This is a genomic window from Prolinoborus fasciculus (genome assembly GCF_056724605.1).
The window spans coordinates 1-20,202 of record NZ_JBWZQN010000034.1; the positions used below are offsets into that span (position 1 = coordinate 1).

Annotated in this window: 15 protein-coding genes and 3 tRNA genes; 8 read left to right on the forward strand and 10 right to left on the reverse strand. The window is 44.5% G+C overall.

The annotated features are described in order from the left end of the window. Window positions 1-144: 144 nt before the first annotated feature. The 3 genes from AC1P5O_RS09395 to glyQ all read right to left on the reverse strand — a co-directional run bounded on the left by AC1P5O_RS09395 (window position 145) and on the right by glyQ (window position 3,414). Window positions 145-315, reverse strand: coding sequence for a hypothetical protein (locus AC1P5O_RS09395; protein WP_017398057.1), 171 nt, complete (start codon window positions 313-315; stop codon window positions 145-147). A gap of 67 nt (window positions 316-382) precedes the next feature. Further along, on the reverse strand, window positions 383-2,452 hold the full coding sequence (gene glyS, locus AC1P5O_RS09400) for a glycine--tRNA ligase subunit beta (protein WP_005267524.1): 2,070 nt from the start codon (window positions 2,450-2,452) through the stop codon (window positions 383-385). After that, window positions 2,452-3,414: a glycine--tRNA ligase subunit alpha gene (glyQ, locus tag AC1P5O_RS09405; protein ID WP_499005982.1), complete on the reverse strand. Its 963-nt coding sequence runs from the start codon at window positions 3,412-3,414 to the stop codon at window positions 2,452-2,454. Before glyQ ends, glyS begins: the two co-directional genes overlap by 1 nt. 333 nt (window positions 3,415-3,747) lie before the next feature. Here glyQ and AC1P5O_RS09410 point away from each other — a divergent pair, with 333 nt between their 5' ends. Together AC1P5O_RS09410 and AC1P5O_RS09415 are read left to right on the forward strand one after the other, a co-directional pair. Further along, the gene (locus tag AC1P5O_RS09410; RefSeq protein ID WP_005102968.1) at window positions 3,748-4,542 is read left to right on the forward strand and encodes a transglutaminase-like domain-containing protein; all 795 of its coding nucleotides are present in this window, start codon (window positions 3,748-3,750) and stop codon (window positions 4,540-4,542) included. Window positions 4,543-4,800: 258 nt separating this feature from the next. Beyond that, window positions 4,801-5,910: an HPP family protein gene (locus AC1P5O_RS09415; protein WP_005102970.1), complete on the forward strand. Its 1,110-nt coding sequence runs from the start codon at window positions 4,801-4,803 to the stop codon at window positions 5,908-5,910. A gap of 37 nt (window positions 5,911-5,947) precedes the next feature. On the opposite strand, the gene AC1P5O_RS09420 is transcribed toward AC1P5O_RS09415, so the two are convergent. Next, the gene (locus AC1P5O_RS09420; protein ID WP_004278537.1) at window positions 5,948-6,328 is read right to left on the reverse strand and encodes a hypothetical protein; all 381 of its coding nucleotides are present in this window, start codon (window positions 6,326-6,328) and stop codon (window positions 5,948-5,950) included. A gap of 405 nt (window positions 6,329-6,733) precedes the next feature. After that, window positions 6,734-7,009, reverse strand: coding sequence for a PspC domain-containing protein (locus tag AC1P5O_RS09425; protein WP_004278536.1), 276 nt, complete (start codon window positions 7,007-7,009; stop codon window positions 6,734-6,736). Window positions 7,010-7,253: 244 nt separating this feature from the next. On the opposite strand from AC1P5O_RS09425, the gene AC1P5O_RS09430 reads away from it, so the two are divergent. Next, the gene (locus AC1P5O_RS09430) at window positions 7,254-7,943 is read left to right on the forward strand and encodes a hypothetical protein (RefSeq protein ID WP_005102972.1); all 690 of its coding nucleotides are present in this window, start codon (window positions 7,254-7,256) and stop codon (window positions 7,941-7,943) included. 182 nt (window positions 7,944-8,125) lie between these two features. Here the strand turns inward: AC1P5O_RS09430 and AC1P5O_RS09435 are convergent. From AC1P5O_RS09435 to AC1P5O_RS09455, 5 genes are all read right to left on the reverse strand, one after another. Then, window positions 8,126-8,201, reverse strand: a tRNA-Lys gene (locus AC1P5O_RS09435). A gap of 75 nt (window positions 8,202-8,276) precedes the next feature. After that, window positions 8,277-8,352: transfer RNA gene (locus AC1P5O_RS09440), tRNA-Lys, on the reverse strand. Between the two features lie 20 nt (window positions 8,353-8,372). After that, window positions 8,373-8,448 (reverse strand) — tRNA-Lys (locus tag AC1P5O_RS09445). A gap of 195 nt (window positions 8,449-8,643) precedes the next feature. After that, window positions 8,644-10,485 (reverse strand): long-chain-acyl-CoA synthetase, encoded by a 1,842-nt coding sequence (locus AC1P5O_RS09450; protein ID WP_005102975.1) that lies wholly within the window; start codon window positions 10,483-10,485, stop codon window positions 8,644-8,646. 173 nt (window positions 10,486-10,658) lie between these two features. Beyond that, a complete protein-coding gene (locus tag AC1P5O_RS09455) occupies window positions 10,659-14,138 on the reverse strand; it encodes an Rne/Rng family ribonuclease (RefSeq protein ID WP_348942182.1) in 3,480 nt (1,159 codons plus the stop codon). 767 nt (window positions 14,139-14,905) lie between these two features. Between AC1P5O_RS09455 and AC1P5O_RS09460 the strand changes: the two genes are divergently transcribed. From AC1P5O_RS09460 to dmpG, 5 genes are all read left to right on the forward strand, one after another. Continuing rightward, complete coding sequence (locus AC1P5O_RS09460) at window positions 14,906-15,862, forward strand: RluA family pseudouridine synthase (RefSeq protein WP_004278531.1); 957 nt, start codon at window positions 14,906-14,908, stop codon at window positions 15,860-15,862. Between the two features lie 346 nt (window positions 15,863-16,208). Then, window positions 16,209-16,877 carry an HAD-IA family hydrolase gene (locus AC1P5O_RS09465; protein ID WP_262472455.1) on the forward strand — a complete coding sequence of 223 codons (669 nt, stop codon included), beginning with the start codon at window positions 16,209-16,211 and terminating at the stop codon, window positions 16,875-16,877. 407 nt (window positions 16,878-17,284) lie between these two features. After that, window positions 17,285-18,082 carry a 2-keto-4-pentenoate hydratase gene (locus AC1P5O_RS09470; protein ID WP_114541308.1) on the forward strand — a complete coding sequence of 266 codons (798 nt, stop codon included), beginning with the start codon at window positions 17,285-17,287 and terminating at the stop codon, window positions 18,080-18,082. 24 nt (window positions 18,083-18,106) lie between these two features. Continuing rightward, window positions 18,107-19,003: an acetaldehyde dehydrogenase (acetylating) gene (locus tag AC1P5O_RS09475; protein WP_262472452.1), complete on the forward strand. Its 897-nt coding sequence runs from the start codon at window positions 18,107-18,109 to the stop codon at window positions 19,001-19,003. 12 nt (window positions 19,004-19,015) lie between these two features. Continuing rightward, window positions 19,016-20,035: a 4-hydroxy-2-oxovalerate aldolase gene (dmpG, locus tag AC1P5O_RS09480; RefSeq protein ID WP_262472450.1), complete on the forward strand. Its 1,020-nt coding sequence runs from the start codon at window positions 19,016-19,018 to the stop codon at window positions 20,033-20,035. Window positions 20,036-20,202 lie beyond the last annotated feature (167 nt).

Consider the following 20,202-nt stretch of genomic DNA (forward strand, 5'->3'; position numbering starts at 1 on the left):
GCTTGACCAGAAAAATGAGTCGTTCTCGCTGTTCTAAACTAAGTGGTACAGAAACAATTCTAGGCATGTGTGAACATCTGTTAACTAAAAAAACCTTTTCGCATCATTAGTTATTTTTGTCAACTTATATAACTCTCGAATAACTTATTGTTTAAAAGCACTTTCATTGTTTTCAAATTTAATATTATTTCTTTTCTCAATATAGTCTTGAGGATATGTAGCAATTAATTTATCAGCAATAAATCTAGCTGTAAATTTTTGGTTAGGATTAGATTTTAAAAATTCTAATGCTTTTTGTGCTTGTGATAATTTCATATTATTGAGAAAAATAAAAAACCCCACTATTTCTAGCAGGGTTTTAATTTTATTTCAAATGTCTGACTTAGTGCTGTAATACCGAAATATCAGCCACTTTCGTAAACAAGCCTCGAAGCTGCGCAAGCATACGTAAACGGTTTGCTTTCAGGTCAGCATCATCAGCCATCACCATGACGCCGTCAAAGAACGCATCCACTGGCGCACGAAGTGCAGCAAGTGCAGACAACGCAGCAGTATAGTCTTTAGCAGCAAATAACGGCTCAACTTGAGGCGCAATTTTAGCAAGTTCAGCGAACAATGCTTTTTCAGCATCTTCAACCAAGTTTGCTTCAACTACAGCACCTTCAGGAGCAGTTTCTTTTGCCAAAATGTTCGCAACACGCTTGTTTGCAGCAGCAAGCGCAGCCGCTTCAGGCAATGCGCGGAAGTGATTGACCGCATTTACACGCTTGTCAAAATCAAGTGGAGATTTTGGCGACAAGGCTTGAACTGCCTGAATCACGTCTACTGCAACGCCTTGGTCTTCGTATTTCGCACGGTAACGACCTTCAAGGAATGCCACAGCATCCGCCAAAGTCTTGTCGTGATCTTTCAATACATCGCCATAAGCAGCAAGTGCAAGTTTGATCAAATCTTCAATTGAAACATCAAGCTCGTTTTCAGTCACAAGACGCAAAATACCAATTGCAGAACGACGTAGTGCAAATGGGTCTTTAGAACCTGTAGGCGCTTGACCAATACCGAAAATACCTGTGAGCGTATCTAAACGATCCGCAAGAGCAATGGTTGTACCAGTTTTGGTTTTCGGTAAAACGTCACCTGCGAATTTAGGTAAGTATTGCTCACCTAAAGACTCAGCCACTTCCGCATTTTCACCTTCAAGACGTGCGTAGTAAGTCCCTGCAATCCCTTGAAGTTCAGGGAATTCACCCACAAGCTCAGAGGTTAAATCGCATTTTGCAAGAAGTGCCGCTTTTTCAGCATCTTCCGCTTTTGCACCTGTAATAGGCGCAAGCGCAACAGCCAATTTTGCAATACGTTCAGACTTGTTCCAAAGCGTACCAAGCTCTGCTTGGAACACCATGTTCGCAAGTTTTTCTTTACGAGACGCAAGCGGTTGCTTTTGATCTTGCAAGAAGAAGAATTCAGCATCAGACAAACGTGGGCGAACCACTTTTTCGTTACCTTCAATAATTTGTGTCGGGTCTTTCGACTCAATGTTTGACACAGTAATGAAGTACGGTTGAAGTTTATTGTCGCTATTCACCAAACAGAAGTATTTTTGGTTGTCCTGCATCGTCGTAATTAATGCTTCTTGAGGAACAGCAAGGAAGCGTTCTTCAAAGCTTGCACGTAGCGCAACAGGCCATTCAACCAATGCAGTCACTTCGTCACGAAGATCACTTGGTACAATTGCGATGGCATTCACTTCATCCGCCAATGCTTTCACTTGTTGGTCGATGATCGCTTGACGCTCTTCAAAAGAAGCCACAACATGCGCTGCTTTTAACTTCGCAAGGTATTCGTCAGCATGCGCTAAAGTGATCGCTTCAGGCGCGTGGAAACGGTGACCATACGTCACGTTACCCGCTTTATGATCTTGAATGGTTGCATCAATCACATCGTTATCTTTTAACAACACCACCCATTTTACGGGACGTACGAATTCAGTACGGCTTGCCGCAGAACGCATACGTTTTGCAATTGGAAGATTGTCCAAAGCATTTTGTAAAATTTGTGGTAGTAAAACGTCAAGGCTTTGACCTTTCACGTCTTTCAAGAAGCATACTTTTTCAACTTTACCCGCTTGGAAAGTCGAAACTTGGTCAACTGTGATGCCTTGACCACGCATAAAGCCTTCAAGGGCTTTAGTCGGGTTGCCTTCAGCATCAAATGCAGCTTGCTTCGCAGGGCCATCAAAACGTTTTTGTGTATCTGCTTGCGCAGCATCAACGTTGACGATTTTAAGTGCAAGACGACGTGGTGCTGCATAGGCTGCGATTGAATCGAAAGCAAGACCAGCATCTTTTAAGCCTTTTACGGTTTCTGCATGTAAGGCATCACGTAATTTTTTCAGGCTTTTTGGTGGAAGTTCTTCACAACCCAATTCGAACAAAACGGTATGTTTAGACATTATTTGCTCTCCTTGTTTGCTTCTTTCGCTTCTGCTTCAACTTGCGCTTTTAATTGTGCCAACACTTCATCACGTAATGCAGGTTCAGCCATTGGGAAACCAAGTTCCGCACGTGCAGCCACATAACTTTGTGCAATTGAACGTGCCAAGGTACGTACACGTAAAATATAACGTTGACGTTCAGTCACAGAAATCGCGCCACGCGCATCCAATAAGTTGAAGCTGTGTGATGCTTTCACGACTTGCTCATATGCAGGAAGTGGAAGTTTCGCTTCAATTAAGCGCGTTGCCTCAGCTTCGTAAAAATCGAACAATTCAAACATTTTTTCAACGTTGGCATATTCGAAGTTATAGGTCGATTGTTCCACTTCATTTTGATGGAATACATCACCATACGTTACCGTACCGAACTGACCTTTGGTCCAAACCAGATCGTAAACCGAATCTACACCTTGCAGATACATCGCAAGACGTTCAAGACCGTAAGTGATTTCACCAGTCACTGGGTAGCATTCAACACCACCGACTTGCTGGAAGTAGGTGAACTGAGTCACTTCCATACCGTTTAACCAAACTTCCCAACCTAAGCCCCAAGCACCCAGTGTTGGAGATTCCCAGTTGTCTTCTACGAAACGAATGTCGTGTACCAGTGGGTCAATACCAATCGCTTTTAATGAATCAAGATAAAGCTGCTGGATGTTGTCCGGGTTTGGCTTAAGCACCACCTGGAATTGGTAATAATGTTGCAAACGGTTCGGGTTTTCACCATAACGGCCATCTTTCGGACGGCGTGACGGTTGAACGTAAGCGGCATTCCAGGTTTCAGGACCCAGCGCACGAAGGAAAGTCGCAGTGTGGAATGTCCCTGCACCCATTTCCATATCATAAGGTTGCAAAATGACGCAGCCTTGCTCCGCCCAGTAAGTTTGTAAGGCAAGAATTAAGCCTTGGAAGGTATCAATATGCGATATGGCGCGACTCATGGTCATCCACTTAAAATTAGAGAAAAATTGTGCTCAATTATAAGGACTTTGCAGGGGAGTGGCAAAGGGTTAATGTGGGGATACTTTTCTGAAAAAAATAAAACAGGCTTAAAGGATACGCGGTATTTAGAGTCTTACTGCATTTTTAGCTTGGCTGGTCGATACGGGCCGAGCTGAAAATCAGGAATAAACCAGATGTATGGCATGCCGTTAACCGGAGAGTCATAAAGTTCAACGGATCTCATACGATTGCTGCTCTAAAATTAGTTTAATATTCACGCAATATAATAATGCTTAAAAATAAGGAACTTCATGACCACTTACCAAATTCAGTGCCATTTAAAATACAAGGTCGTGCAACCGACAGAATTTATTTTTATGCTTCAGGCGGCACATCATTCCGATCAGAAGATTCTCGAAGAACAACTCAGCTTTAATCTGCCGGTGGTATGGCATGAATTTCAGGATGCTCAGCATCAAAATCGTCATATCCGGCTACAGGTCGAACCCTGTGAGACTTTTGAGCTGAATTATACGGCGACAGTAGTCCATCATCCGAGCCTCTCTCTGGAACTTCAGCAGGGTCTGAAAGAAGTGGCCATTCCTGAGCTGCCCGATGAAGTATTGCCTTATTTGCTGGCCAGCCGTTATTGCAATTCGGATTTATTGCTGGAAATGGCGAAACGCTCATTTGGCTGGATGACACCAGGTTATACTCGGGTCAAAGCCATTGAACAGTGGATTTATAACAATATTTTTTATGTGTCTGGCAGTTCTGACCAGTTTACCACTGCCACAGATGTACTGGTGCATCGTGCAGGCGTATGTCGTGACTTCGCCCATTTAGGCATTGCCCTGTGCCGTGCCTTGGGAATTCCGGCACGCATGGTGGTCGGTTATGTGGAAATTGAAAAGTTTTTACCCGATTTTCATGCCATTTTTGAAGCCTATTTAGACGGTGGCTGGGTGCAGTTTGATCCGACCCGTTTGGCTCCGGTCGAAAATCTTATTCGGATCGGTACTGGAGTCGATGCCGGAGATGTGGCATTTTCAACCTATTATGGTGAGGTCGAACTGTTAAAAATCCAGCCCCTGATTCAAACCTGAATGAACGAGTAGGCCATAATAAAAACGATCTAGAAAATATCTAAGCAAAATGGTTTAAAAGGATTTATTCCATTTCAGAAGTAGGCGGAGATAGCACAGCCCCTATAAAAAATCTTGCTGAGTATTTTTAAGCTAAGCGAAATATTGTTTTAAAAAGCCTGCATTCGCGAATGATGAAAAGATGTAAAACACAGATGCCTTTCATCGGGCTTGGTTCTATAATGCCCAAAATCTATAAACAATAAGATTAGGCGCACTGTGTTTCACTCCCATCTCGACTGGCTCAATACCTTAAAACCGAATTTCAAAGTTCTTCCACTCAAAGACCGTTTGCTCTGCGGAGTTGGAGCACTATTGGGTTTGGTGGTTTCATCTTTGTTGAGTTTATGGATTCTGGGGGATTTTGAAGCCTGGTATATTGCCCCGATGGGCGCATCCTCGGTATTACTGTTTGCAGTGCCAGCCAGTCCTCTGGCACAGCCCTGGAATATTCTGGTCGGAAATACCATTGCTGCGGTGATTGGCGTGAGCTGTGCCTTGTTGATTGCCAGTCCGACTGAGGCTTTTAGTGTAGCCGTGGCCTTGGCGATCGTCCTGATGATGACCACAGATTCCCTGCATCCACCGAGTGGCGCCGTAGCGATTACCGCCGTGCTGGGTGGCCAGCCAGTACATGAACTGGGTTATGCCTTTGTATTTTATCCGGTGCTGCTCAATTCAATTCTGCTCATGGTGATTGCGATTGTCTTTAACCGGATGATTGGAAAGGATTATCCGCAGCAAGCCCAACTAAATACCCGCTCCAAAGATCCTACGCCCACCCAGAAAGTCACCATTCAACCGCAGGATATTCAGGAAGTCCTGGATCAGCGTACCGAGCTGCTGGACATCAGTGAATATGACCTGCAAAAAATTATTCTGGAGGCACAAAACCGCGCCAATGCGCGTGCAGTGCATGAATTTAGCTGCCAGGATATTATGACCAAGGATGTGGCAACCCTGCATGAAAATGATGATATTCAGCACGCACTGGACAAGTTCAAACAGATGAACCTGATGAGCCTGCCCGTCGTTAATGCCGATGAACAACTGGTCGGTACACTGGCAATGTATCAGGTGGTGGAATGGTTCAAGCGCGCTGCCGATGTGCGCAGTAGCTGGGAACATCAGGTCAAACATATCATGACCCGTAAGGTGATCACAGTGCAGCCTTTACAACCCATTCAGGATCTGGTGCCATATTTTGTCGAGCGTTCCTTCAACTATATTCCGGTGGTGAGCGAGCAGAAATTGGTGGGAATTATCAGCCGGGCAGACATGATTGCCGCACTCAATCAGGAGCTGAATCATTTTAAAATGAAAGCTTAAAACCGGATTAAAACAGAAGTTAACAGGCAGGGCGTGATCAACTCTGGTCAGCTTGCCAGCTGAGAAAACTGTAAAATAGTGCCATCGGCAGGGAAAAACACAGCAGAAACAAAAAATGGGAACTAAAATTTTCACTTGGAGGATGCGAGATATAAGCCAGAATCAGGGTTCCCAGTACGCAGCTCATTAAAATCGTGATGATATTAAACAGCTGATAATGGCATAGCAGCAGGTGAGTCACTAATAGAAAAGGAAAGACCATCACCCAGTAAGTCAGGCAGACAAAAAAGCTAATAAAAAGCGCTGCAAACAGACTCTTGAAAATGGAGAAAACCCCATAACTGACTTCATGAAATAGCGCATAAGGGAATAAAATTACAGCGATGATCAAAGGTGCAAGCGCGAGGTTAAATGTCATTTTCCAGGGAGAATTCTGGATCGGTCGGGATATGAACTGAAATATCTTATCCATAAATGATTTAACGCTTCTATGATTTTTAGACTATATGAAATTTATACTTTTTTATTTTTAGAGCATACACTTTTTACGATCAGCGACAGCTTAAAAATACGTTAAGTGAATGCTAAAAATATATTTAAGCAGATTTTTTTATATCAATCGCAGGATGCAGTTGATCTTGAATCAATCTGAAAGATAAACAGAGAGGCTAAAGCTCAGTCATCATAAAAGATAGGCAAAAAAAGCCACGATAACTTGGGGAAATTACCGTGGCATCAAAATTTCATCCCATTTAACCGGGGTGAAAGAGGAAGCTCTGCGATGAAACTGGTTAAGAACGCTTGTTAAAAATGACTGTACAGCTTAATAGCGTTTATCCTGATTCACTGTACGCACAGGATTTTGATAGCCCTGAGGTTGATGAACGCTGTCATGATCAATTCTGTACTGTTTTTTCGGCATGATTAACCACAACACCAGATAAACCAAAATACCCGGGAAGGCGGCACTCATGATTGAAATCACCACAAAAATTAGACGTAATAAATTTGCGTTCCAACCAAAACGTTCAGCAATACCACCCATCACACCTGCAATCATGTTTGAGCGGTTAGAGCGATATAAACCAACATTGGCCATTAAAATCTCCTGATTAAAAATAGGTGTGAATCCTAAAACTAGATCCATACTTAAAGAAATGGAGTTTGCTTAAGCTTTTTAAAGTGCTGATTAAAAATAAAATCGTTAAGTAATGTTAATAAAGATTAAAACCAGATCTAAGAGCTACTAACATAGTGAAAATTCTATTGAACTCTTGTGTAAAGTTCAGCAGCTTTGCTGTGTGCTTTTTGCTCGCCATTTTTCCTATTTAGGTTTATTAAAAATGAAATTGGATGTATCCCGTTGTACATTAAGCAGTTTTTTTAAATGTAGCCTGGTGTTGGGGAGTATGGTGATTTTGCAGGCTTGTGATCAGCAGCAAGTCAAACCTGAACAGGAAAGTCAGGCGACCTCAGAAGAAGGTGTTAAAATTTCCGCTGCCAATACAAAGGCCGATGTAGTGACCGTCAGTGCCAAATCCTTAACTCAGGTCGCAGGGCAGGCGACTCTTCCGGCAGAAGCTGATTTAAACCCGGCAACTGTACCAGAGGATGCCAAGGCGTTTATAGGTCGCTATCATACTGAAATCGACTGTGATGGCCGCTTTGCGCCTTGTACTGAAGGCAAGGCAGAATTTATTTTGACTTTACTACCGGACGGTACGGTGCATCGCAGCATTTTACAGTATGGCAAAGTATTTATTGATAATACCAAAAACAGCACGGCTCACAATATCACCTACCGTAAAGACCGCTGGTTTATCAATCCGGAACGTACCGATGTGGTGGTGAATCTCAAAGAAGGGGCGAGCTTTTACTATAAGATTAAAGATTCAAATCACTTGGTCATGAATCTGGAAAAAATCTATAGTGAAAAGGAAAGAACCAACCGGGAACTATTTGATCGCGGCTATCCGGCACCTTCAAAAGCCTATGAACTGGTCAAAGACACATCCTTTCATATTCAAAAATAATGCCCGATAAAAATCGGCTGATCTGGTCGAAAGCTTAATTCAAATACGATTTAGATTAGACAATAAAGGCGAGTGGTGGGGACGCGTGAGCATAAAATCTAGGCGCAGAAATACACGACCAAAACATCGCAATTTAATTAAAATATCATGAGGGAAATCAGAGAAACATTCTAAGGGAAGAATGGTGGGTCGTCCGCGATTCGAACGCGGGACCAACGGATTAAAAGTCCGCTGCTCTACCAGCTGAGCTAACGACCCTGAGGAATAAAAATGATAATGACCATTTTTATGACGCAAGAGTGTGGTGTACTTTTACGTGATCCTTTCGGAAGATGGTGGGTCGTCCGCGATTCGAACGCGGGACCAACGGATTAAAAGTCCGCTGCTCTACCAGCTGAGCTAACGACCCATCAAGGAATATCAAATAAGTGGTGGGTCGTCCGCGATTCGAACGCGGGACCAACGGATTAAAAGTCCGCTGCTCTACCAGCTGAGCTAACGACCCTGAACCATCATTCAAACCAGGTTTGAATGTGCAGTGCAAGTCAAGCTAAATAGCTTAAAGCACCACTTTGTTTGATGGAGCGTATTGTAGCAAGATCTCATTTCAGCGCAAGCAAAAAATAACAAAGTTGCCCATGTTTGATTATAAATACAACAATTATGCTTTATCTAAACAAAAAATAGGCAACTTCAGTACTTAGAAGCGATATTGATAGGCCTGAATATTGGCAAAAATCTCTGCGGTGAGCTCGAAATATGCCGTTGCACCTGGCAATAACACCAGCAGGCGTTCATCGGTTTTACTCGGATCAAATGCTTGCTCTTTCAATTTATTTTTCTGATATTTAAAGGTGCCTGTGGTTTCAACTTGCTGTTGTACGCGTAAAAATACTGGTACTGCATAAGCTGGTAAGCATTTTTTAAAGCAAGCGGCCATGGCTGCTAAATCTGCATCATCCAATTTTACATCGGGTTGCAGGGTAATCGCGGCCATACCGGCACGACCATTGGTATTGGGAATTTCTACGCCATACACCACCGCTTCAACGATTTTGTCATACTCGGTCAGCATGTTTTCCACTTCAGTTGTAGAAACATTTTCCCCTTTCCAGCGGAAAGTATCACCCAGACGATCGACAAACTGCGCATGACGGAAGCCGATATTACGCATCAGATCCCCGGTATTGAAGTAAGCATCACCTTTGGTAAATACATTCTGCATGATGACTGACTTGTTTTTTTCGAGGTCGGTATAGCCATCAAAAGGTGAACGACGGGTGATTTTACCAATCAGTAAACCAGTCTCGCCCTTTTTCACCCGTTTACAACGGCCTTTAAGGTCTCGTACCGGCTCATTTTTATCTTTATCAAAGGCAATAATGGCATACGGTGTGGGTGAGAAACCGACGGTATTGTCAAAATTGAAAATATTGCTAAAACCGACATTGCCTTCACTGGAGGCATATAGTTCCAGCACTTCCTGAATGCCAAAACGGAATTTAAATTTATCCCAGATATTTGGGCGCATCCCATTTCCAATCATCTTGGTCACGCGGTGGCCTTTTTCCAGTTCAGATGAGGGAGCATCCATCAGATAGCGGCACAGCTCACCGACATAACCAATCGCAGAGGCATCAAATTTTTGTACATCCTTCCAGAAAGAGGAGGTCGAAAATTTACGCCGAATCGCCAGGGTGCTGCTACCTGCAATGACACCGCACCAGCACACCACCATGCCTGTGGCATGATAAAGCGGCAGGGTACAGTACATCACATCATCTTGATTGAGGTTTAGCACATGCCCATAGGTGCCATAAGCGAGCGTCCAGCGGCCATTGGTAAAGATCACCGCTTTAGGTAGGCCCGTCGTGCCCGAGGTGTAAATATAGAACAGCCCGTCTTTGCCCTGCACCGAATGGGTGGTTGATGGATTGACTTTGGGAGCAAGATCGGTTTTTTCAGCCAGGTTGATAAAGCCTTCAGGCGCCTGACCCGGATCGGCTTGAGTATTTTGATCCGCAAACCAGTGTAAGCGGTCACTGCTAATATTCAGGTCATTACGAATCTCGTTAACTGCATGACGGCACTCTTCGCCGACAATCAGGGCAATCGGTTTGACCAGGTTGATACTATGCGTCAGCACCTTGCCGACTTGAGAGGTATTCACTAAAGCGGTCGTCACACCCAGTTTGGCCAGACCAATTACACTGGCAATCAGTTCAGGACGGTTCTCGACCATCACGGCAACGACATCACCTTTCTTGGCACCCAAGGATAGATAGAAATGGGCAATCTGGTTGGCCCAGGCATTGAGAGCAGCATAGCTATAGCTTTGCTCTTCAAAACGCAAGGCAATGCCTTCCGGGTTACGCTTGGTGGCTTTTTCAAAAGCCAGACCCAGGCCGGCCGGTGTGTTCGGAGTACGTAAATATGCCTGTCTTAGACCAGTGAGCAAATTGGGCACTTTGGTCAAGAAAGCCGGGATTTTGGCAGCGACATCTGCAATCCCAATCAGATCGTGTGGTTTCATTTGGGTCATGAGAATCCTATTTATTTTTCGTATCCGATACGTTCAATTTATATACAGTAGACGAGCTAGCCATCTTTTAGCGTTAAAACACTAGTGCAATCAACCTATTCTGACTAAATCTAGCAAAAAAAACCTAGTCACCGAAATGACTAGGTTTTTTTATATGACTGCAATTGAGCAAATTATGATTCAGTTGCAGTATTGGCTTTTTTCGGTGGACGACCACGTGGACGACGTGGACGAGCAGCCTGTTTCTCCGCTTTTTCAGCTTCGCTGGCTTCAGTGTCTTCTGTTGTTACTTCGGCCTGATCTTGGGCTTCTGTAACAGGAGCTTGTGATTCAGCATTTGCTTCAACTGGCGCAGCATCTTCAGGTTGAGCTTCAGTCACTGGAGTCTCTTCTGCAGGAGCTGCATCTACTGGTGCCGTCGTTTCAGTGGCTTGTTCAGCTGGCTGAGCATTTACGGTTTCTTCAATAGCTACTTCAGTGGCTACTGGAGTTTCAGTTGCTGCTGCTTCAGCTGACTCTGCTTGCGCTTCTGCTGCTACAGGTGCTTCTGGCGCAGTTTCAACTGCCGGAGCTGTTTCTACTTTAGCCTGTTGCTTGGCTTGTTGTAGGGCCTGTTCTGCAGCCTGTTTAGCTAGACGGCGACGCTCACGTGGATCGTTTGCGACACGTTTGTCCGACACCGGTTTTGGTGGAGTCAGGTCCAGAACTGGAGCAGGCTCTGCTTCAACCTTGGCTACGGTTACTTGAACATCACGGGTAACCGGTTTTTTCTCTGCGGCAGGCGATGCTGCAGCCACCAGACTCGCGTTGTACTCTTTTGTGAACTTCTCTAGAGCACGGTTGAAGGTTGGCAATAAACCAAACTGTTCAATCAGTACGGAGCAGTCTTCACCATAAACATGGCGAATCAGGCTACCAATGGTGAACTGACCCAATGTTGGTACTTGTGACGGAGTCAACTTCTGAACTGTGGCCTGTTGAGGCTGGCCTTCACGCTGCTGACGGCGACGCTGACGCGGATCGTTGCTGGCACGTGGTTTTTCAGCATTTGATTCTTCAGTTGGCACAACTTCTTCAACAGGGGCTGTCAGTGCAGCTTCCACTACATTTTCAGCCGCGGCTTCTTCAACTGGCGCATCTGCCAGTGCAGTAACTTCAACCGCTGGCGTTGCAACTGCAGCATTGTCATTCAATGCCACGATTTCGCTTTTTGCCTGGTCAATATTCACGACCATAGCGGTTGGCATCACGACTTGACGTGGTGCATCAACCAATTCAACACGAAGCTGCTTGTCGTTGACTGCTGGAGCTTCAACGACTGCAGGTGCTGCTTGTTGAGCCTGCTCATTCAGCACGCTTGGATCGCGGTGGCGATTTGGACGTTCCTGACGTGGCTGGTTACGGCGGTCACGACGTGGCATTGCCTGTTGTGGCTGTTGTTCATTGTTTTGAACATCATTTTGCTGAGATGGCTCGTTGTGATGCTGACGGCGAGAATTACGCTTGTTTTCACGTGCTTCATGACGTTGCTCTTGACGAGATACCTGAACCACTTCTTCATGCACCTGATGTTGCTGAGGAGCGGAAGCTTCAGACTGAACCTGCTCACGCGGTTCTTTGTGCTTCGGATTACGTGGTTTTTTGTTGTTATGACGCGGTGCTCTTTCATCACGTTCAGCCGGTTTTTCAGCATCACGTTCCTGTTTTTGCGCTACAGTCGATGGTGCCAGGTAAGCATTGCTGCTTGCCGGAGCAGCAGGTTGAGATACTTGCTGTGGAGCAGGTTGTGCCACCGGTGCAGACAATTGACCGAACTGACCACGGCTCACCGCACCGCCATTGATCATTTGTTCAATTGCTGCAGCTGCATTGTTGGCAGTACGCGATTGATCAACAGTCGCAGCCTGTTTTTGAACAAAGAGGTTTTCTAACCAGGCACATGGGCTAGATGCAGGAGCAGCAACTTGTGCTTGGGCAGGAGCTTGTTGCGCAACAGGTACTTGCTGTGCATTTTGGTTTTGCTGGTTACGGCGTTTATTGTTTCTGCCGTTGTTTTGCTGTTGAGCAGGCGCTGGTGCAGCAGCATGCGTATGTTGTTCTTCTTCTAAATGCCATTCAGATGACTCATAGCCCAACTCTTTTTCACTTGAACGAGTTGCTTCAGTACGTTCATAGCTGGTTGGTGCAAAGCCTTCGGCATTATAAGTGATTTCATAATGCGGTGTTTCCAGATGCGGATGCGGCAGCACAGTGACACGTACATTTGAAGTCTGTTCTAAATAGACCAAGGTGTGACGTTTTTCATTCAATAAGAAGGCAGCAATTTCGACTGGAACTTCGACTTGAACTTCACCATGACGTTCACGTAACGCGATCTCTTCCACTTTACGCATAATCGAAAGTGATAAAGAACGAAGATCACGAACCATGCCGGTACCATGGCAGCGTGGGCAAACGTAGCCAGTCGCTTCTTCAAGAGAAGGACGCAGACGTTGACGGCTCATTTCCATCAAACCAAAACGTGACAATTGACCGAACTGGATACGGGCACGGTCACTTTGCGTCGCTTCACGCAGCTTCGCTTCCACCATACGCTGGTTGCGGTCTTTAGTCATGTCGATGAAGTCGATCACCACCAGACCACCGATATCACGTAAACGTAATTGACGCGCGATTTCTTCTGCCGCTTCAATATTGGTATTTAACGCGGTGTCTTCAACGTCGCTACCGCGAGTCGATTTTGCTGAGTTAATGTCAATTGACACTAAAGCTTCAGTTTGGTCGATCACGATCGAACCGCCAGAAGGCAATTTTACTTCACGTTCATAAGCGGTTTGAATTTGACTTTCAATCGCGAAATGCGCGAATAAAGGTTCATTTAAGGTATAAGTTTTCAGTTTTTCTAACTGACGTGGCATTACCGCTTTTACGAAGTTATAGGCTTCGTTATAGGCTTGTTCTGAGTCAATCAGGATTTCAGCAACATCATCACGCAGGTAGTCACGAATGGCACGTGTTACCACGCCCGCTTCCTGATGTACCAACATTGGCGATGGACCTGAACTTGCCGTGCTCTGGATTTGTGCCCAAAGGTCGAGCAAGTGTTGAAGGTCTAATTGAAGTTCTTCTTGTGAACGACCGATCCCGGCAGTACGCACAATCACACTCATACCACGTGGCACGTTCAGTGTTGCCAGCATTTCTTTCAGTTCTTCACGCACTGAACCAGAAATCTGACGGCTGATACCACCACCTTTCGGGTTGTTTGGCATTAATACCAAATAACGGCCAGCAAGTGAGATAAAAGTAGACAGGGCAGCGCCTTTGTTGCCACGCTCTTCTTTTTCCACCTGAACCAGAAGTTCGGTGCCTTCAGTGATCAGTTCACGGATATTTGAAGTTTGGCGAGGGTCGGCTTTGTAATATGAATTTGCGATTTCACGCATTGACAGGAAGCCTTGGCGACCTGCACCGTATTCAACGAATACAGCTTCTAAAGAAGGTTCAACGCGAGTCACGTGACCTTTGTAGATATTGGATTTTTTTTGTTCACGGGTACGATTTTCTAAATCAAAATCGTAAAGACGCTGACCAGTGACAAGTGCAACGCGAATTTCTTCGGCATGTGTTGCATTAATCAACATACGTTTCATGGGTGTAACACCTTATAGTGATACACAGCAAAAAATCGCTATACACGTAGCGAACATCACACATCACGGATCAATGGCTCAAATCTGCAATGAATTTCATTGTGGTTTGAGTCTTTTATGACCGAGCTCTATTTAATATAGATGGGCTTCGGTTTTTGATTCACGTATTGATGATGGCAATACGGCTTCAATCTTTAAACGGATTAAAGTCACCTGAACGCTTCACTGGCGGACGAGCGGTGCATTGGATGTGTGTAACTTTCACTGTCACATTGCTCGAAGATCATCCCTTCTTTATAGAAAGTGTCTTGATACGGAATTGTCGTCGTATCTTTACAAACTGTGCAGATCCAATGCATCAACGCTGTAGCCTGAAGTCGTCTTCAGGTTGCGACTAATCTGATGTGTATCAGTTTACGTTTAAAAACCAACAAAGTTGGCGACATATTTTTTAAGACAAACTGATTTATGTACCTGAGGTACAATTAAACGCAACAGTTTGCTTTGTTTGCCGATATAATAAGCCTTCGGCGTGGCATAATTCTTTGGGGGACCTTCCCGTATCATGTGAGTCTTTAATTGAACAATCAAGTTCAGAAAAATCTGAAATGATTCAACTTTTACTCACAAACGATGGTTTCCGTGCGCTGACTATATCAAACCTTGCATCATCTGCCTATGGGCTAAGCTTATGTTTCTTGTGTAAAGCATAACCTAAGTGATCAGTTTTTAATCAATTTTAGTATTTTTTGGGTCATAGTAACTGTATGAATTCTACGCAACAATGGCAAAACGTCACTTGGTTTGAAGTGGATGAACATCAAGATGGACAACGCATCGATAATTTCCTGTTTAGTCGTCTGAAAGGTGTGCCAAAAAGCCGTATCTATCGTCTGATTCGTGAAGGCCAGGTTCGCGTTAATAAAAAACGCATTAAAGCAGAAACCAAACTCGCAATCGGTGACCAGATTCGCGTTGCGCCGATTCGCTATGAACAAAAAGATGAATCTGCTGCACCTGTTTCTGACAAAGTGGCACAAGGCTTATTGGCCCGTGTGATTTATGAAGATGAAGGTTTGATGGTCGTGAATAAACCTTCCGGGATTGCTGTGCATGGTGGTAGCGGTGTGGCCTATGGCCTGATTGAGGGCTTGCGTGCCGCAACCGGTAAAAAGTATCTGGAACTGATTCACCGGATTGACCGTGATACTTCCGGTCTGGTGATGATTTCCAAAAAGCGTAGCGTGTTGAAAACATTACAAGATATGTTGCGTGAACATAAAATCAAAAAAACCTATGCCGCTGTAGTAAAAGGGCAGGTCAGTCTGGATAAACAGCTGATTGATGCACCTTTACATCGTTACGAGCTGGCCAATGGTGAACGTCGTGTCTGCGTGTCCCCGAAAGAAGGTAAAGAGTCTAAAACCCAGTGGAATGTGCAGGAACGTTTTATGCATGCCACACTGGTGTATGCATCTCCGCTTTCTGGTCGTACCCATCAGATTCGTGTTCATGGTTTGAGTATTGGTCATCCGCTAGTAGGCGATGAAAAGTATGGTCATGAAACAGAATATCGTGGGCCAAAACCACGCCGTTTGTGTTTACATGCAATGCGTCTGGACATTCCGGGCTATCCAGCAATTGAAGCACCATTGCCAGAAGATATGCAGAGTCTGGTGGCGCAGTTAAGAGCGCAGAAAGCGGATAAACCGGCTGCCCAATAAGGACTTATTTTTTCTTTTAATAAATTTAATCCACCCTCACCCTCCTTTGAAAAAGGAGGGAATTCCCCTATTTCTTAAAGAGGGCTAGGGGAGATTAAATTTCGAAAGAATCCTCTCCCTAAGCAGCACTGCTGAGCAAGTCTCCTTCTTGCACGTCGTTTAAAGCAGTGCTTTAAACTCGTTCAGGAGAGGGAACGTTACTTATTAAATAGTAATGTTGAATTAAAACTTCATTGATAATTCGACTTTATTGGTTCTTTTATTAAAGTCATTTGCTTAAGAATGAAAAATTCCTTCTCCTTGTAGGAGAGGGCTTCAAGACTGAATCAAATCTAGGAAATCTTTTATGAACTCACCTGTAAAATTGGTCATTTTCGATTGGGATGGCACTTTATTTAATTCAGTCGGTCAAATCGTGGCGAGTTTGCAGTTTGCCGCACAGCAGTTTCAGCAGCCGTTAACGGATGCAGATGCGAAAAGTATTATTGGACTGGGTTTACCTGAAGTTGCACAGCGTTTATTCCCGACAGTACCAGAATTACATACGGATATTTTGCAGGCTTATTCCGATCATTATGTTGCCAACTCATCAGGAGATTCCTGGTTTGAAGGCGTAGCGCGCATGCTCGCAGATTTACAGCAGCAAGGCGTGAAGCTGGCAGTAGCCACAGGGAAAAGCCGTAAAGGTCTGGATCGTGTATTAAAACAGACGAACAGTGAAGAGCTGTTTGTGAGTACGCGCGCAGCCAGCGAAACCCATTCTAAACCTCATCCATTAATGTTAGAAGAAATTCTGGCGGAAACCGGTGTGCAGGCTGAACATGCCATCATGGTCGGTGATACGTCTTATGATCTGGAAATGGCGCAAAATATTGCCATGCCAAGTGTTGGCGTAAGTTATGGCGTACATGCGCCTGAACTTTTGGCTCAATTTAATCCAGTCTGTATCGTGGATGATGTGGCTGCTTTGCATAGTGCATTGTTGGCTAAAGTCCAATGGAAACCAGCAGTTTAATCCAGTATCTTGGTTGCAGTGCAAGGAATGTATTTCCCCGGTTTAAATTGGCTGGGGAATGCGGCAGATTTAAGCGCTGGTTCTTATCTTTTAGTCTAAAGTCGTAATTGTACTGATTTTATTCGGTCATATTACGGCAGTTATTTTGCTAAATAGAGATGTGTTTTAAATAATAAGATTTTGTTTTATTTCGTTTTTTATAAATTATTCTTATAGATAATAGCTATAGCAAAAAATAAAATAACTATTGGCACAAACGCCGGATTTTTCCCATCCTAAAACTGTTTATTCCTATGCTCGCTCTGAGAAAGGCAGTCCATGCGGATGATCAGCCTGATCATGTCCCTATTTTCTGTCCCTCTTAGATCCCGGCATAAGCCTAATTTTTGCAGTTTAAGGAAACATTGATGTCGAATTCTGCTGTTGTTGAATCAGTTGCACAAGCACTTCGTAGCGCTGAATTATCACAAACTGCGATTGCACCGATTCGCCCCGAACTTGGCGGTGAAAGTGCTGACGTAGATATCGCCTATGCCGTTCAGGAAGTGAATACCGAGCGTGCTTTGTCTGAAGGTCGCCGTCTGGTGGGTCGTAAAATTGGTTTGACGTCTAAAGTCGTTCAAGCGCAACTGGGTGTAGATCAGCCGGATTTCGGTATGTTATTTGCCGACATGGCCTATGGCGATGGTGAAGCAATTCCAGCTGGCCTTCTGATTCAGCCGAAAGTTGAAGCAGAAATCGCATTGGTGATTAACCAGGATTTAACCAAAGAAAAACACACCTATGCAGACATTATCAGCGCAACTGATTATGCATTGCCTGCAATTGAAGTGGTCGATAGCCGTATCGAAAACTGGAAAATCAGCCTGATTGATACTGTAGCAGATAACGCATCTTCTGCTGCATTTGTCTTGGGTTCTCAGCCGGTTAAATTAGAGAATCTTGATCTGGTGAACTGCAAGATGGTGATGACGCGTGGTGAAGAAGTCGTGTCTCAAGGCGTGGGTAAAGCATGTCTGGCAAACCCATTGAATGCTGCTGTTTGGCTGGCTGATGAAATGGTACGCCGTGGTCGTCCGCTGTTAAAAGGTGACATCATCTTGACGGGTGCTTTAGGTCCAATGGTTGTGGCGCAACCAGGTGATGAATTCAAGGTTGAAATTGAAGGCTTCGGTTCAGTAACCGCTGCATTCGCTGCTGAATAATCAAGATTCCAAGAGAGTACATTCATGAAAAAGATTAAATGTGCAATGATCGGTCCAGGGAATATTGGTACTGATTTGCTTTATAAATTACAACGTAGCGAATGGTTAGAGCCGGTATGGATGGTGGGGATTGACCCGACTTCTGAAGGTTTGGCGCGTGCTGCGAAAATGGGTTTAAAAACCACAGCTGAAGGCGTTGATGGTCTTCTTCCTCATGTGATTGCTGATGACATCAAAATTGCATTCGACGCAACTTCTGCCTATGTCCATGCTGAAAACAGCTGCAAGCTGAATGAACTTGGCGTGCTCATGATTGACTTAACGCCTGCTGCGATTGGTCCATTTTGCGTACCACCAGTCAACCTTGAAACATTGCTACAAGCGGGCGAAGTACCAAACGTGAACATGGTGACATGTGGCGGTCAGGCAACGATTCCGATGGTGGCTGCTGTTTCTCGCGTTCAACCAGTTGAGTATGGTGAGATCATTGCAACTGTATCGACCAAATCTGTAGGTCCTGGTACGCGTAAAAACATCGACGAATTCACACGTACCACTGCGGGTGCAATCGAGAAAGTGGGGGGTGCGAAACAGGGTAAAGCGATCATTATCATTAACCCGGCTGAGCCACCTTTAATGATGCGTGACACAGTACATTGCTTGGTTGAAGGTGAGCCGGATCAAGCTGCGATTACTGAATCTGTACATGCCATGATCAAGGAAGTTCAAAAATACGTACCAGGTTACAAGCTTGTAAATGGTCCTGTATTTGATGGCAACCGTGTATCAATTTACTTGGAAGTTGAAGGTCTGGGTGACTTCCTGCCGAAATACGCAGGCAACCTGGATATTATGACTGCAGCAGCTGCACGTACTGCAGAAATGTTCGCAGAACACGTGTTCAACATCGCTGAAGCTTAAAGGAATACCAAAATGTCTAAGATTATTGTTCATGATATGACTTTGCGTGATGGTATGCACCCGCAGCGCCATCAAACGACTGTTGAGCAAATGATTGCAATTTCAACCGCACTTGATGATGCAGGCGTACCTTTAATTGAAGTAACGCACGGTGACGGCCTGGGCGGTTCATCAGTGAACTACGGTTTTGCTGCTGCAACAGATGAAGAATATTTGTCTGCTGTTGTGCCACGTATGAAAAATGCAAAAATTTCTGCATTGCTTCTTCCTGGTATCGGTACGGTTGACCATTTGAAAATGGCACATGAAATTGGTGTTTCTACTATTCGTGTGGCGACGCATTGTAATGAAGCGGATTGTTCTGAACAGCACATCACCGCTGCACGTAAACTAGACATGGACACTGTGGGCTTCTTGATGCTTGCGCACATGGCAACACCTGAAAAATTGCTTGAAGAAGCAAACAAGATGGTGTCTTACGGTGCAAACTGTATCTATGTGACAGATTCAGCAGGTTATATGCTTCCTCAAGACGTTATTGATCGCGTAGGTCACTTACGTCAACACTTGGATTCAAGCATTGAGCTTGGTTTCCATGGTCACCACAACTTAGGTATGGGTGTATCGAATACTGTTGCTGCTGTTCAAGCAGGTGCAGTACGTGTTGACTTGGCATCTGCTGGTCTTGGTGCTGGCGCTGGTAACACACCACTTGAGCTGTTTATCGCTGTGGCAAACCGTATGGGTATGGACACTGGCGTTGACTTGTTCAAAGTGCAAGACGTTGCTGAAGATCTAGTGATTCCAATGATGCACAACCCGATTCGTGCCGACCGTGATGCGGCAACTTTAGGTTATGCGGGTGTTTACTCGTCATTCCTGTTATTTGCTAAACGTGCTGAAGCGAAATATGGCGTATCTGCGCGTGAAATCCTGATGGAACTTGGTCGCCGTGGTACGGTAGGTGGTCAAGAAGACATGATTGAAGATTTGGCATTAACCATGTCTAAAGCTCGTGAGTTACAAGCTTAATTTTTAATGCCGTGGTATTAAAATAAGTCCAATAAAAAAGCATCCGATTCGGATGCTTTTTTATTATGAAGTAGATTTAATAATATAATAAAACTCTGATCTCAGATATTTTAGTTATAGTGTTATGTGAAGATTATTTTAGTTTAATTTTTTCCTTAAACATAAAA